This is a genomic window from Geomicrobium sp. JCM 19038, from assembly GCF_000698125.1.
In the GTDB taxonomy this organism is placed as follows: Bacteria; Bacillota; Bacilli; order Bacillales; family Marinococcaceae; genus Geomicrobium_A.
This window is the reverse complement of the sequence record NZ_BAXA01000028.1, coordinates 1-14,850: the sequence shown is the minus strand read 5'-3', so window position 1 is coordinate 14,850 and position 14,850 is coordinate 1. Positions and strand designations below refer to the sequence as shown.

Genomic DNA, 14,850 nt, shown 5'->3' with positions numbered 1-14,850 from the left:
TCTTAACCTTATTCTTTCACTTAGGAGGTATGTAACATGTTAGATGTTACACAGATTCTTAATGATGTGCTTAATGAGAGTGCGAACGATTCGTTAAACACGGATATTGATTTTAATCTCCTTTAAATGATTCAACGAAACTGTCGGGAGTTCGCTCTCGGCGGTTTTTTACATTAAATTGAAGTGGTGAAACCCGATGCTGGACTTAATGAAAATCTATCTAAAACCTTATCGATCCAAGCTGGTGCTGATTGCTTTTTTGGTGTTTTTACAAGCGATTCTTCAACTTACATTGCCGACCCTTCTCGCTGAGCTTGTCGATGTAGCATTGCAAATGCCGATGTGTCTTATATTGTTCAAGTCGGTCTTTGGATGCTACTAATCACGGTAGTGACCGTGGCGGTAACCGTATGTTCAGGCTATCAGACTGCGAAATTAACATCTTCAGTCGCTTTAACAATAAGGGAAAGATTATATGCCAGTGTCCAAGGTTTTTCTCTTCAAGAATACCGCCAATTCGGTCATTCAACATTATTAACCCGCACGACCAATGATGTTCAGCAAGTGCAGACAATCTTGTCGCTTCTGTTAAAAACGATGTTGCTCGCACCGATGATGTTCATTGGCGCATTTATCCTTTCGGTTACTAAAAACCTAACGCTTTCATTCATTCTTATCGCGCCATTACCGATCATTATTCTTATCGTCATCTGGTTCGCAAAAAAAGGAGGTACGTTGTTTGCCTCCTTACAAAAAAGAGTCGACCAATTGAACCTGACACTTCGTGAAGGCATTACCGGTATTCGTGACATTCGTTCTTTCAATCAAATCGATCGAGAACGAGAGCGTTTTTCAGAAGCAAACGAGTCTTATCGGAATTCAGCGATCCATGTCCATCAGCTCATGATCTATCTAACACCAATCATGATGTTCATCTTGAACTTCTCGATTGTTGCTCTTCTATGGTTTGGCTCGCTCCAACTGAATACCGGGGAACTCCAAGTGGGAGATTTAATGGCCTTTATTCAATACGCCATGTACATTCTGTTCTCTATCATGCTGACGTCGGTATTGTTTGTAAGTTTTCCACGTGCATCTGTATCAGCAAAACGCATCCTAGAAGTGCTGAATGCTGAACCAACCATCAAGAACCCAACCTATTCATTAACGCCTGAACAGCAATCTAGCCTTCGCTTTGCCGATGTCTCTTTCCAATATCCTAATGCGGAAAAGTCCGTCCTCAAAAATGTGAGTTGTACGATACCTAATCGTAAACTCACTGTGATTGTCGGAGGAACAGGCTCAGGAAAGTCTACCTTGCTGCAACTGATTCCAAGACTGTTAGATGTTAGTGCAGGGAACATTGTGATGGGTGGCATTGATCTACGAAATGTGGATCAAGAAGCGTTGCGTAACGCTGTAACTTTTTCCCCTCAAAACACGCAACTTTTCTCAGGGACGATTGAAAATAACCTTCGCTTTGGTTCTGAGAATGTTTCAATGCAACAAATCGATCGAGCGTTATCGATCGCCCAAAGTGAATCTTTTATTAAAGAACTACCCGAAGGAATTAATACGACGTTAACCCAAAATGGAAAGAACTTGTCTGGTGGACAACGGCAACGAATTGCGATTGCCCGTGCTCTCATAAAAGAGACCGACATGTATCTATTTGATGAAAGCTTTTCTGCAATCGATGCTGGAACGAAGAGACAGATCCTAGATAAGCTATTACACGAGTTAAACAAATCCACTGTAGTAATCGCAACGCAAGACGTCGGGATTGCCAAACGAGCGGACCACATCCTTGTTATTGATGAAGGAGAAATTACTGGGGAAGGGACCATCATGAGTTATTACAAACGAGTGCGATTTATCACGAACTAGCCACTACGCAATTGGAGGAGGGTACCTCATGAAAAACCAAGATTCAAAAATCCAATGGGGTACGTTGAAACGACTTCTCAGCTATCTATTGCCTTATCGTTTCCGACTATTGACGGTCGCAATGACATCCGTGCTGAGCACGTTGTTTCTTATCCTCGGTCCATTCGTTTTAGGACTAGTAATCACAACACTGTTTGAAGGTATGGTGAACAATGGAGGCGTTGATTTTTATCGGATCATTCAACTATTGTTAGGGCTAGCTGCACTCTACCTGTTTAGTGTTTATCTCTCTTATATCCAAGAATACTTGATGGTCGGTGTTGCACAACATGTAACCTATACACTACGGCATGAATTGCATCATCAACTCATGAAACTACCGATTGCATTCTTTGATCGTGTGAGTACGGGTGACCTGATGAGTCGAGGCGTTAACGATATTGATAAAATTAGTAGCACGTTGCAACAAACGCTAACACAGACGATTACGTCTTTGATGACGATGATTGGTGTTATCGTCATGATGCTGATTATTAGTCCCCTCCTCACGCTAATCGTGTGCATCACTTTACCGTTAAGCATTCTCATTACGAAGCGAATTATTAAGTACTCACAAGTACAATTTCGACAGCAACAACAAGCGCTCGGCGCTTTGAATGGCTATATTGAAGAAAGCTACACGAACCACCCATTAATTCAATCCTATCACCAGGGCGAGGACATGAAATCTAAGTTCACCCCCTACAACACCTCTCTATATGAAGCAAATTGGCGTTCTCAATTCCTTTCAGGGTTAATCGTGCCGTTGCTCAACCTTTTGAACAATGTCATTTATGTTGTTGTTGCCATTATTGGAGGCATCTTCGTCGTCCAACGAACCATTGCCATCGGTGATGTTCAAGCGTTAATTATGTATATTCGTATATTCACTCAGCCCATTAACCGGGTGGCCAACATTACGAATACGATTCAAGCTACAATTGCATCTGCAGAAAGGTTGTTTCAAGTACTTGATATTTCCATGCCTACAAGTGACTACGGCTCCAAAGTTCCAGAAGGTCGGGGGGAGATCTCGTTTGAACGTGTGTCGTTTCAATATGATGCAAATAAACCAATCTTAAAGGATATTAACGTAAAGCTAAAAGCCGGCGAAGATGTTGCTATTGTTGGTTCATCTGGAGCTGGAAAGACGACGCTAGCTCTTTTGCTCTTACGGTTCTACGAAGCCAATGAAGGTTCGGTGTCCATTGACGGTTTGGATATAACGTCAATAGATGATGAGGTCCTCCGAAGAATGACTAGCATTGTAATGCAAGATACGTGGCTATTTAGCGGAACCATTCGAGAGAATATCACCTTTGGGTGGCCGTTGGCAACAGAAGACGAAGTAATCACTGCTGCAATAAAGGCTCGGGCAGATGCCTTTATTCGCAAGCTCCCGAATGGATATGATACGTATCTTGATGAGCAAGCATCTGGGTTGTCTGAGGGTGAGAAGCAATTGTTATCTATCGCTCGCGTTATGCTAAGTGATCCCCGAATCCTAATCTTGGATGAAGCAACAAGCAACGTGGACAGTCGAACAGAATTACAAATCCAAAAAGGGTTGCAACAATTGAAGCAAGGTCGCACGACAGTCACTGTTGCTCACCGTTTGCATACGGTCCGTCATGCAGATCGGATTCTCGTGATGCACGACGGTCAAATTGTAGAAGATGGCTCACACGAATCGCTCATTGAAAATGGAGCTTATTACCGACATCTTTTCTTCAAAGAGCAACAAAACAGTATGTAACTATGCTTCATTCCAAAAAAGGTGTAACTCTACTTGAGAAATTATGCTCCAACGCACAAGAATCCCCCTGCTCGGTGAGCAGGGGGATTTTTAGCTTAGCGTGATTCTAAGCCTTCTTTGATGAGTTTGTTGATGACTTGTGGGTTGGCTTTTCCTTTGGTTTCTTTCATCGCTTGGCCGACGAGGAAGCCGAAGGCTTTGTCTTTGCCGTTTTTGAAGTCGTCAATTGACTGTTGATTATTGTCTAAGATGTTATCAACGATCGCTTTTAGTTGACCTTCATCGGAGATTTGAACGAGTCCTTTGTCTTCGACGATTTGTTTCGCTTCGCCGCCGTTCTTCATCATTTCGTTGAAGACTTTCTTGGCGATTTTACCTGAGATTGTGCCATCTTCGATGAGCTTAATCATGCCAGCGAGGCCGGTTGGTGTCATCTTAATTTCTTCGATTTCGATGCCTTCTGAGTTAAGGTAGGCGTTCACTTCACCCATGAGCCAGTTAGCCGCTTGCTTTGCATCAGCACCAACTTCAACACTTTCCTCGAAAAAATCTGCCATCGCTTTTGTTTGCGTTAAGACACCAGCGTCATACGCAGGAATGTTCCAGTCGTTGATGTAGCGTTGTTTACGTGCGTCTGGAAGTTCTGGAATCCCTTCGCGAACGCGCTCAATCCATTCATGATCAATGTAAAGGTTGACGAGGTCGGGTTCTGGGAAGTAACGATAGTCATCAGATCCTTCTTTGATACGCATGAGGATTGTTTCTTTCTTTTCTTCGTTCCAGCGGCGTGTTTCTTGAAGAATTTCACCACCTGAAAGAAGAACTTCTGCTTGGCGCTTTTCTTCAAACGCAAGTCCTTTTTGGACGTTTGTAAACGAGTTTAAGTTCTTAAGCTCGGCTTTTGTTCCAAACTCTTCTTGTCCTGCTGGACGAAGCGAGATATTCGCGTCACAACGCAATGAACCTTCTTCCATCTTACAGTCCGACACTTCTGTGTACTGCAAGATTGCTTTTAATTTCTCAAGGTACGCGTACGCTTCGTTTGGCGTGCGGATGTCTGGTTCGGATACGATTTCAATGAGTGGTGTTCCCACACGATTAAAGTCAACGAGGGATGCGTCGTCATAGTCGTCATGCGTGAGCTTCCCTGCGTCTTCTTCTAAGTGAATGCGGGTAATACCGATTCTCTTCTTGTATCCGTCTACTTCAATTTCAATCCAGCCGTTTTCACCTACTGGCTTATCAAACTGTGAAATTTGGTAGGCTTTCGGGTTGTCTGGGTAAAAGTAGTTCTTACGGTCAAACTTCGTTTCTTCTGCAATTTCACAGTTGAGTGCTACGGCTGCTTTAATTGCGTAATCAACGGCACGTTGGTTTAGAACCGGTAATACTCCTGGGTGACCAAGGCAGATCGGACACGTGTGTGTGTTTGGCGGTGCACCAAAGGCTGTTGAACATCCGCAAAAGATTTTTGAATTCGTTTTTAGTTCTGAGTGTACTTCAAGTCCGATAATCGTCTCAAATTTCATCTTCGTGTCCCCCCTTATAGTTCCGGCTTGACTTTTGTATGGTCAGTCGCGCGCTCGTAGGCGTGTGCCACTTTGTATAGTGTGCGCTCTTCAAACGGCTTTGCGATGAGTTGCAGTCCGACAGGCAATCCGTCAGAGAATCCACAAGGCACGGAAATGGCAGGGTTTCCTGCTAAGTTCACTGGGATCGTTAAGATGTCTTTTAAGTACATCGTTAGTGGATCGTTACTGTTCTCGCCCACTTTGAAAGCGGTCGTTGGAACCGTTGGTCCCAAAATAACGTCAAAGCTGTTTAACACATGTTCGAAGTCTTCACGAATGAGCGTACGTACTTTTTGTGCTTTTTTGTAGAACGCATCGTAATAGCCTGAACTAAGTGCAAACGTTCCGAGCATAATACGACGCTTCACTTCGTCGCCAAAACCTTCACTACGGCTCTTCTTGTAAAGGTCCAGAAGGTCTTCTCCTTCTTTACGTACTCCGTAACGAACGCCGTCAAAACGAGCCAGGTTCGCTGAAGCCTCAGAAGATGCGAGCAAGTAATATGCTGCTACGGCATACTTAGAGTTTGGAAGGGAAACTTCTTCCCACGTTGCGCCAAGTTCTTCAAGTTTAGCAAGCGCTTCTTGAATGCGTGCTTTGACACCTTCATCCACACCCTCACCGAGGTATTCTTTCGGAACAGCAATACGCAGTCCTGCAATGTCTTGATTTAACGCCGACGTGTAATCGGCAACTTCCATGTTCGCAGACGTCGAGTCGAGCGGGTCGTGACCTGCAATTTGTTGAAGAACGTAGGCGTTGTCTTCAACCGTGCGAGTGATTGGACCAATTTGATCGAGTGACGATGCAAAAGCAACGAGACCAAAACGAGACACGCGGCCATACGTTGGCTTTAGTCCTACTACACCACAAAACGATGCCGGTTGACGAATTGAGCCACCCGTGTCCGATCCAAGTGTAAATGGAACTTGTCCGGCTGCAACCGCCGCAGCTGAACCACCACTAGAACCACCTGGTACGTGGTCTGTATTCCATGGGTTACGTGCAGCAACATAACTTGAGTTCTCATTTGATGAGCCCATCGCGAATTCATCCATGTTTAATTTCCCAACGGTCACAACGTTCTTCTCATTTAAGCGATTCATTACCGTTGCATCGTGAACAGGTTCGAAGTTGTCAAGCAACTGGCTCCCGCACGTCGTACGAAGTCCTTTGGTCACGATATTATCTTTAATGCCTGCTGGAATTCCGAAGAATAAGTTGTCAGCATTTTGCTCATCAAGCTCACGAGCTTTCGCAAGTGCGCGTTCTTCATCAAGCGTCAAAAACGCATGGATCTTATCATCTGTTTCTTTAATTCGTTTAAATGACTGCTCCGTTAATTCAGTGATCGTCACTTCTTTGTTCTTAATCTTCGTATGTAATGAAGACAAAGTTTCATCGTAAAAACTCATCCGCAATTCACTCCCTTAATCGAGAACCGAAGGAACTTCAAACTGCCCATCTTTTTGTTTCGGGGCGTTTTTAAGCGCTTCTTCTCGTTGTAATGATGGCTTAACGTTGTCTTCACGCAACACGTTTCGTACGTCCATCACGTGTGTTGTTGGCTCAACGTTTTCTGTATCGAGTTCATTTAGAACTTCAGCGTAATCAATGACTTTACTCATTTGATTCGTAAACTCTTCGATTTCTGCTTCTGTAAATGAAAGTCTAGCAAGGTCTGCAACATGCTCTACTTGTTCTTTTGTAATTTTTGACACGGTTTCACCCCCATAATAACTGTCAACCAAACATTCTTAAAGTATAGCAAAAACCGATGCCTGCGGGCAATTAGCACCGCAGGCTTTTCGGTTTAATCATAAATGTACACATCAACTTCTTCAGTACCTGCCGGTCGTTGAATAAGCGCTTCTTGTTGATCATTGCTTTCAACTTTAGCGACAATATCAACATTTGTTGAGAACTGACCTTCCACAAGTTCTGCTACTTGTTGCGTTATTGCAATCGTCTCCATTTTGCTTTGGAAACGGATCGGCACCGTAATCGTTAATTCTTGCAACTCACCATTTTGATAATAGCCTAGCGCAGTGGCGCCAATGTGATCACTAAAGTAACTATTCAGTTGCATATGGAACTCATTAAAACGATCCGCATCAGCAGGTGCGTTGTTGGAAGCAGCACTTGATGGGAAAAAGTGATGCGTCTCATCTAGTTCCGTCCAACTACCTAAATCACTACCAGGATCAGCAACAGCATAAGAGACGAACTCTCCTGGCGTCGTCGATTCTCTCGTCGTTTCATGATAAACCGCTACAACGATTGGGACGTCATCTAAGTTAACGTTGTCTTCTCCACCGCTATGAATCGTCCGAAGTCTGGACACGATTTCATTTGAGATCTCATCACGAGCTGTATCTAGCTGTTCTTCAGAAATCTCCGTATTAAACGGTCCATGTTGCAATCCTTCTTCATCGGTCACACGATAGGTGTACGTTGTATTTAAGGATACTGCAACCGCTACGCCTCCTACCGCTAAGTCCCCTTCACTCGTCTGTCTCATGAAATTGTGTTCAGTAATGTGCGACAACACTCGGGGAGCATTTGCTTCACGTTCAATGAGCGTCTCGCCTTCACCGAGTTGTGGATTTAAACCGTTCGGATTCTCAGGATTCCCCTCATCATCTTCCGTGTTGTCTTGACGACTTAACCAAGAATTTAAATCGTTACGGGTAATAAAACGTCCCTCTTGGATGTAATAATCTTCTGGTGAAAATTCATTGGAGGCAATTTCACTTAATCCAACTTCCAATCGCTCGAGATCGTGACGGTTGTACACCATCGCCGATCCAAAACCGCGGGCATGTCCAGGAACGTACGTCCCATCTTGAAATACGGTTCGATAATAATTAGAAAGGCTCGGAATTTCAGCACTTACCTGTGCCGTCGCTCCTTGCTCTTCTGCTTCTACATCCGCCTCTTCTTCAGGTTCAAGAAAAGACATACAGCCTGCTAAAAGAATGAGCATCATCATAAGACTCGGGATGATGAGCGCGTTTCTCATACTTAGCAGCTCCTCTCCGGCTTGCTTTTTTAGTCGTTCACAAAATCTGCAGTTTGTTGCTCGTCCCAAACAGTAATTCCAAGACTCTCGGCTTTCGCAAGCTTTGAACCAGCTTCAGCACCTGCAATGACCAAATCCGTCTTCTTACTTACACTAGACGTTACTTTACCGCCATTCGTTTCAACAATTTCTTTCAATTCATCTCGCGTCCAACGTTCTAACTTACCAGTCAACACGACGGTCTGCCCTTCAAAAAGACTACCAACATCTCTGTCGTTACACCGAGGTAATTCATATTCACGCCCGCTTGTTTTAACTTATCAAGCAGTTGTTCCGCTTCTGGCTGTTCAAAGTACTGAGCAACAGCATCCGCCATTTTCGTGCCAATCTCAGGAACTGCTGCTAATTGTTCTGACGAAGCGACTTTCAAATCGTCCATCGTTTTATAATGCTTTGCTAGTGTATCGGCGGCTTTCGCACCAATAAAGCGAATCCCAAGTCCAAATAACAGTCGTTCGAGGGAATTCTCTTTTGACGTTTGAATGGCCTGCAGTAAATTGTTGACGGACTTCTCACCCATCCGCTCAAGCTCGATTAACTGTTCGTACGTTAAGTAGTACAAGTCACCCACATCTTGAATAAGCTCATGGGAAAACAATTGCGTAACGACCTTTTCTCCAAGACCATCAATGTTCATCGCCGTACGTGACACAAAGTGAATGAGCCCTTCTCGAACTTGCGCCGGACAAGTCGGATTAATGCAACGAAGAGCGACTTCCTCTTCTAAGTGCACAAGTTCGCTTTCACATTCCGGACAATGAGTTGGCATCGAGAAGTCTTGTTCGCTTCCGTCTCGCTCTTCTTCTAACACCCGGACCACTTCTGGAATAATGTCGCCAGCTTTTTTGATGACAACTTTGTCACCGATTTTGATGTCTTTTTCACGAATTAGGTCTTCATTGTGAAGTGAGGCACGGCGTACCGTCGTCCCAGCCACCGTTACAGGCTCCAAGTGAGCCGTCGGAGTGACGGCACCCGTTCGCCCGATTGAAAGCTCTATTCCGATGAGCGTCGTCATTTTCTCTTCAGCCGGGAACTTATAAGCAATGGCCCACCGCGGACTTTTTGCTGTAAACCCAAGCTCTTGTTGAAGCGGAAGGCTGTCGACTTTAATGACAATGCCATCGGTTTCATAATTCAAGTTCTTTCGTTCTTCCGCCCAGTGATTCACATAAGCAATCACGTCTTCAATCGACGCACATTTCTTCGTCTCTTTGTTCACCTTGAGGTTGAGCGATTTCATGTATTCGAGTGCCTCGTGGTGGGATTCTAATCCCTTCCCACGATCATTCGCTATGCTATAAAGAAAAATATCTAAGTTCCGGCGCGCTGCAATTTTTGGGTCTAATTGTCGAAGCGACCCCGCCGCTGCATTTCGCGGGTTTGCAAACAATGCTTCTCCGTTTTCTTCCTTCGCCGCATTTAACTTCTGAAACGAACCGTGTGGCATAAACACTTCACCACGAACTTCCAAGTTCGCGTCTTCAGGGAGGCGAAGCGGGATTGAACCGACGGTTTTTAAGTTGACGGTAATGTCTTCACCCGTCGTCCCATCCCCACGAGTCGCTCCTCGAACGAAGCGCCCGTTTTCATACGTAAGCGACACGGCAAGGCCGTCGATCTTCAACTCACAAACGTACGACACGTCGTCGCGACCCGTACCGTTCTTCACACGCTGATCCCAATCACGCAAGTCTTGATCATGAAAGGCGTTACCAAGACTGAGCATCGGCGTTTCGTGTTGAACTTTTACGAAATTCGCCAACGGCTCTCCACCGATTCGTACGGTTGGAGAGTCGTCAGATTGATATTCAGGATGTTTTTCTTCTAAATCAATGAGCTCGTGCAGCATCGCGTCATAATCCGCATCCGGGATCACTGGATTGTCTAACTCATGATATTGGTAGTTGTAATGATGAAGCTTGTCTCGAAGTGCTTCAATGGTTTCTTGAATGGAAGCCATGTACGTCTCCCTTTCTACACTTTAGTGATCGGTGCGAACTTCGCAACGAGGCGTTTGATCCCTTCATTAGGAAAGGCAATGTCTAGCTCTTGGTTCTCACCTTCGCCTTTTACCGAAACGATCGTACCCGTTCCCCATTTCTTGTGTTCGGCTTTATCGCTACACGCCATTCTTCTGATCCACCGCCGGTATTCGTCGTAACCCGACGTGCACCGCCTGTGCCACGCCCTGCACGGTACGTACACTTTGGCTTTTCGGCTTTTCTGGAACCGCTTGTTGCTCAAACAATTCTGTTGGTACTTCGACGATAAACCGAGAACTCGGGTTCATATTCGTCTTTCCGTAAAGCGTTCTCGTTTGCGCCCTTGATAAATAGAGTTCTTCTTCAGCACGTGTGATACCTACATATGCAAGTCGGCGCTCTTCTTCCATCTCTTCAACTTCAAAAAGTGAACGGCTATGCGGAAAAATCCCTTCTTCCATTCCAATAAGGAAGACGACTGGAAACTCTAGACCCTTTGCAGCATGCAACGTCATCATCGTGACGAGTCCTTTTTCATTAACTTCAGGGTCATCTAGTCGATCGATATCCGCGACGAGGGCTAGGTCTGTGAGAAAAGAAATGAGTGATTTGTCGTCACTCGCTTTTTCAAACTCTTGCGCGACCGTGACGAACTCATCAATGTTTTCTAAACGGCTTTGAGATTCAAGCGTGTTCTCGGTTTTAAGTGATTGACGATACTCCGACTTCTCAAGAACTTCTTCTACGAGTTCAACGACAGACAAATAATCTTGTTGCTTCATCCATCCATCTAGTAATTTCGCGAAGTTTTGGAGCTTCGTTGTCACGGCTTTTGATAAACCGATGTGCTCTGCTTCCATTAAAGCCTGGTGCATACTCATTTCTTGACTGACCGCGTAGTTCGCCACTTTATCAACCGTCGTCGCACCGATACCTCGTTTTGGTACATTAATGATCCTTATTAAACTAATATCGTCATCTGGATTGGCAATTACTCGTAAATAGGCAAGAACGTCTTTAATTTCTTTTCGGTCGTAGAATTTCGTTCCACCGATCATCTGATAATTAACGTTTGATTTCACGAACATTTCCTCAATCACACGGGATTGTGCATTCGTACGATAAAGTATCGCGAAATCTTGATACGATCGGCCTTTTTCACGCATGGATTCTTTAATTTTGTCGACAATAAAAACGCTTCTTCACGCTCGTCCATCGCTTCATGAAGTTGCAACTTCATGCCATCATCATTTTCAGTCCAAAGCTTCTTCGGACGACGGCCAGAGTTGTTTCTAATCACTTCGTTTGCGGCTGAAAGAATCGTTTTCGAGGATCGATAGTTTTGCTCTAGAAGGATGACCTTAGCATCTTTATAGTCTTCTTCAAACGACAGAATATTGCCGATGTCCGCACCACGCCATTTGTAAATCGACTGATCAGAATCCCCTACCACACAAAGGTTGCGATAACGATCCGCAAGTAAATTGACGAGTACATATTGCGCACGGTTCGTATCTTGATACTCGTCCACATGAATGTATTGGAACTTGCGTTGGTAATGCTGCAACACTTCTGGCACTTGTTCAAACAGACGAATCGTCATCATGATCAAGTCATCGAAATCCAGGGAGTGATTGATGCGAAGACGCTTGCTGTACTCTTCATACACATCTGCTGCCACTTCTTCTAGAGGCCCACTTGCTTTTTTACGATACTGCTTACTCGTCACAAGCTCGTTTTTTGCACCACTAATCATCGAGTAGTGTACGTGGCGGGAATTTTTTGCTATCAAGGTTGCGATCTTTCAAAATCTGCTTAATGACAGACTGTTGGTCCGTGCTATCTAGAATAGAAAAGTTACGGTTAAACCCGATCCGATCAATATCCTTGCGTAAAATTCGTACACAGAGGGAGTGGAACGTTGACATCCAAATACTATCAGCAACACCGCTGACCAGGTCTCCCACTCGTGATTGCATCTCACGCGCCGCTTTATTCGTAAACGTAATCGCCAAGATGTTCCACGGTGCAACGCCCTTTTCACGGATTAAATACGCGATGCGGTGAGTAAGCACTCGCGTCTTCCCGCTACCCGCACCCGCCATAATTAAAAGAGGTCCTTCCGTCGTTTTGACGGCCTCAGCTTGTTCAGTATTCAATCCTGATAACAGTTGCTCAACCATCTTTTTTTGCATGTTCGACACCTCACGTTTTCGTTACACTTTAACTTCTTTAACTGCTTGCACCGTTGCTAGTGCAGTTTTCTTGTCTTCATAAATGGCATTCCCTACAACGACCGTATCTGCATATTTTGCCATTTCTTTTGCATCATCAGCTGTTTTAATGCCACCACCATAGAAAAGTTGAGCGTTTTCTAGCGTTTCACTCACCTTTTTTACGACTTTAGGATCGCCATATTTCCCGCTATACTCCAAATAAAATACGGGCATACGTAAAACTTGATCCGAAAAACGTGCATACGCTTCGACATCATCAATATCAAGGGCGGTGTCCGAATTCGTCCGGACTGCAGCGCTTGAATCACGATTTAAAATGCAGTACTTCGCCAATGACATCAGCCATATCAAGCAATTGACCGTGAGCTTTTAATGCTTGTTGATGCAAACCACTAATGAACGCTGGATTGTGAGAGTTCAGGACAACCGGAATAAAATACGCATCAAATCCAGGTGTGAGCGCCTCTAATTCCGTCACTTCCAATACACAAGGAACAGAATATCGACGAATTGCCGCCAAACATTCTGTTACATTGTCAATGGTAATCCCGTCACTTCCCCCTACAATAATAGCGTCAGTTCCTGACTCACAAATATCTGCAAGCCATTCTTCTGTAAACGAACGCGCTGGGTCTACCTTAAATACGTGCTTCCATGTTTTCATCTCTTGTTGAATCATTCGAGAGCCTCCGCTTCGAGCTTCGCTACTCCGCCCTAAATGGATCGTTGTAAAAGAATTGATTTTCTTAAAACGCGAGTAACCGATCTATCGTAAATTTGTATAATTATAAAGACATTTCTCGACCTTCAATTATAGCAGAACTACTCGATATTCTTAACTAAATGACGAAAAAAAGTTCTTCCTAATGTTCCCGTTTCTTGAACTGGAAAATTTTGCAGGATCTTGATGGAGTCTGTCGAACTATTTACGTATATCATTTTACGTACTTTTCACGGACAGAGAGGGGTCAAAGCTATGCAAATCATATCCATCGATGCATCAGTAGGCAAAGAAACGACAATTGAAGACTCCACCTTTTTATTAACACCAATTATTAGAAATGCAGGCCACATACGCATGGTTTCTATTTTTCTTGAAGTAGAACAAACAATTCCATATCGCGAGGCATCTGTCGATCAACTCGTTATCATCGTTCGAGGAAACGGCTGGGTTCAAGTAGAAAACAGTGAACAAACTCCACTCGTCCCCGGACAAGCTGCATTTTTTCCAGAAGGAGAATACCACGTGATCGGAACTGAAGAAGGACTTGTCGCTTTCATTATTGAAGGTGTAGATCTCTACGACACAATTCCCCTTCTGTATAGCCGTTAACCAGGTATTCGGATCTGTATTCATGAGAAAATATCTTCCATTCGAGATTTTTCATTGGATTTTTGACGACGATGAGCGTATAATTCCAATTTGGATTACAATCATCATTGGAGGATTACAACTATGAACATCGTCGCAATCGTAGGAAGCACACGTAAAGATTCTTACAACATGCAAATTACTAAATTTATGCAACAGCGCTATACAGAAGAAATGAACCTCGAAATTCTCGATATTGGTTCATTACCACTTTACAATCAAGATACAGAAAACGAACCAAACGAAGCCGTTACAACGCTTCGTGCGAAAGTAAAAGCAGCTGACGCTGTTCTTTGGGTAACACCTGAACACAACGCAACGATCTCAACTGCACACAAAAATGCCCTCGATTGGTTATCTCGTGTTGAACAAGTTATGATCGGCAAACCATCATGGATCATCGGTGCATCCATGGGTAACCTCGGTTCGGTGAAAGCCCAAGCGCACTTACGCGACATTCTCTTCGCACCAGGACTCTCATCACCAGTACTACCTGGCAACGAAGTCTACATCGGTGCAGTCCACACGAAGCTCGACGAGAACGGTGTGCTCACAGATGAAGGAACAGTCAAGTACCTTGACGTTGTCGTAAACAACGTACTCAGCTGGATTAAAAAAATGCATACGGACCAAGTATAATACTGGTTGAAAGGGCGGAGAATTCTCCGCCCTTTTTTGATTGGCTTATTGTGCGGCGTGAGGACGTTGGGGGTTTGGGTATGCTCGGTTTGCTTTTTGTACATTGGGAGAGCCGGGCTCGGCTTGGGTGACTCGCGCTTGCTACAACGCGCCTCGCTCTTGCTACACTGCGCACCGCTCTTGCTACACCATACCCTGCGCTTGCTACACCATACCCTGCGCTTGCTACACCTTGCACCGCTCTTGCTACACCACGCCTCGCTCTTGCTACACCACGCCTTG

Annotated in this window: 9 protein-coding genes and 3 pseudogenes; 4 read left to right on the top strand and 8 right to left on the bottom strand. The window is 44.5% G+C overall.

Features of this window, described 5'->3' with window-relative positions:
* Positions 1 to 342: 342 nt before the first annotated feature.
* Both JCM19038_RS20090 and JCM19038_RS20085 read left to right on the top strand, forming a co-directional pair.
* Positions 343 to 1,887, top strand: a complete 1,545-nt coding sequence (locus JCM19038_RS20090; RefSeq protein WP_081831940.1) for an ABC transporter ATP-binding protein — start codon at positions 343 to 345, stop codon at positions 1,885 to 1,887.
* Positions 1,888 to 1,915: 28 nt separating this feature from the next.
* Entirely contained in the window at positions 1,916 to 3,682 is a 1,767-nt protein-coding gene (locus JCM19038_RS20085; RefSeq protein ID WP_081831939.1) for an ABC transporter ATP-binding protein, read from the top strand.
* Between the two features lie 95 nt (positions 3,683 to 3,777).
* On the opposite strand, the gene gatB is transcribed toward JCM19038_RS20085, so the two are convergent.
* From gatB to JCM19038_RS20045, 7 genes and pseudogenes are all read right to left on the bottom strand, one after another.
* The gene (gatB, locus tag JCM19038_RS20080; protein ID WP_042421308.1) at positions 3,778 to 5,211 is read right to left on the bottom strand and encodes an Asp-tRNA(Asn)/Glu-tRNA(Gln) amidotransferase subunit GatB; all 1,434 of its coding nucleotides are present in this window, start codon (positions 5,209 to 5,211) and stop codon (positions 3,778 to 3,780) included.
* Positions 5,212 to 5,225: 14 nt separating this feature from the next.
* Positions 5,226 to 6,668, bottom strand: a complete 1,443-nt coding sequence (gatA, locus tag JCM19038_RS20075) for an Asp-tRNA(Asn)/Glu-tRNA(Gln) amidotransferase subunit GatA (protein ID WP_042421305.1) — start codon at positions 6,666 to 6,668, stop codon at positions 5,226 to 5,228.
* A 15-nt stretch (positions 6,669 to 6,683) separates the two neighbouring features.
* Positions 6,684 to 6,974: an Asp-tRNA(Asn)/Glu-tRNA(Gln) amidotransferase subunit GatC gene (gene gatC, locus JCM19038_RS20070; protein ID WP_042421302.1), complete on the bottom strand. Its 291-nt coding sequence runs from the start codon at positions 6,972 to 6,974 to the stop codon at positions 6,684 to 6,686.
* Between the two features lie 92 nt (positions 6,975 to 7,066).
* Positions 7,067 to 8,275 carry a CamS family sex pheromone protein gene (locus tag JCM19038_RS20065; RefSeq protein ID WP_042421299.1) on the bottom strand — a complete coding sequence of 403 codons (1,209 nt, stop codon included), beginning with the start codon at positions 8,273 to 8,275 and terminating at the stop codon, positions 7,067 to 7,069.
* A gap of 29 nt (positions 8,276 to 8,304) precedes the next feature.
* Positions 8,305 to 10,298: pseudogene (gene ligA / locus JCM19038_RS20055) on the bottom strand (NAD-dependent DNA ligase LigA).
* A gap of 14 nt (positions 10,299 to 10,312) precedes the next feature.
* Positions 10,313 to 12,515, bottom strand: a pseudogene (pcrA, locus tag JCM19038_RS20050) (DNA helicase PcrA).
* Between the two features lie 21 nt (positions 12,516 to 12,536).
* Positions 12,537 to 13,236: pseudogene (locus JCM19038_RS20045) on the bottom strand (heptaprenylglyceryl phosphate synthase).
* Positions 13,237 to 13,533: 297 nt separating this feature from the next.
* Between JCM19038_RS20045 and JCM19038_RS20040 the strand changes: the two are divergent.
* Positions 13,534 to 13,890 carry a cupin domain-containing protein gene (locus tag JCM19038_RS20040; RefSeq protein WP_042421293.1) on the top strand — a complete coding sequence of 119 codons (357 nt, stop codon included), beginning with the start codon at positions 13,534 to 13,536 and terminating at the stop codon, positions 13,888 to 13,890.
* Positions 13,891 to 14,013: 123 nt separating this feature from the next.
* Complete coding sequence (locus JCM19038_RS20035; protein WP_042421291.1) at positions 14,014 to 14,568, top strand: NADPH-dependent FMN reductase; 555 nt, start codon at positions 14,014 to 14,016, stop codon at positions 14,566 to 14,568.
* Here JCM19038_RS20035 and JCM19038_RS24090 read toward each other — a convergent pair.
* A partial coding sequence (locus JCM19038_RS24090) for a hypothetical protein (protein WP_238554504.1) occupies positions 14,540 to 14,850 on the bottom strand: 311 nt, incomplete at its 5' end. The genes JCM19038_RS20035 and JCM19038_RS24090 overlap by 29 nt on opposite strands.

What these genes read in the sequence shown, in the direction of transcription:
- JCM19038_RS20040 (WP_042421293.1), top strand. Translation starts at nt 13,534, where the DNA reads ATGCAAATCATATCCATCGATGCATCAGTAGGCAAAGAAACGACAATT.
- JCM19038_RS20085 (WP_081831939.1), top strand. Translation starts at nt 1,916, where the DNA reads ATGAAAAACCAAGATTCAAAAATCCAATGGGGTACGTTGAAACGACTT.
- JCM19038_RS20065 (WP_042421299.1), bottom strand. Translation starts at nt 8,275, where the DNA reads ATGAGAAACGCGCTCATCATCCCGAGTCTTATGATGATGCTCATTCTT.
- gatA (WP_042421305.1), bottom strand. Translation starts at nt 6,668, where the DNA reads ATGAGTTTTTACGATGAAACTTTGTCTTCATTACATACGAAGATTAAG.
- gatB (WP_042421308.1), bottom strand. Translation starts at nt 5,211, where the DNA reads ATGAAATTTGAGACGATTATCGGACTTGAAGTACACTCAGAACTAAAA.
- JCM19038_RS20035 (WP_042421291.1), top strand. Translation starts at nt 14,014, where the DNA reads ATGAACATCGTCGCAATCGTAGGAAGCACACGTAAAGATTCTTACAAC.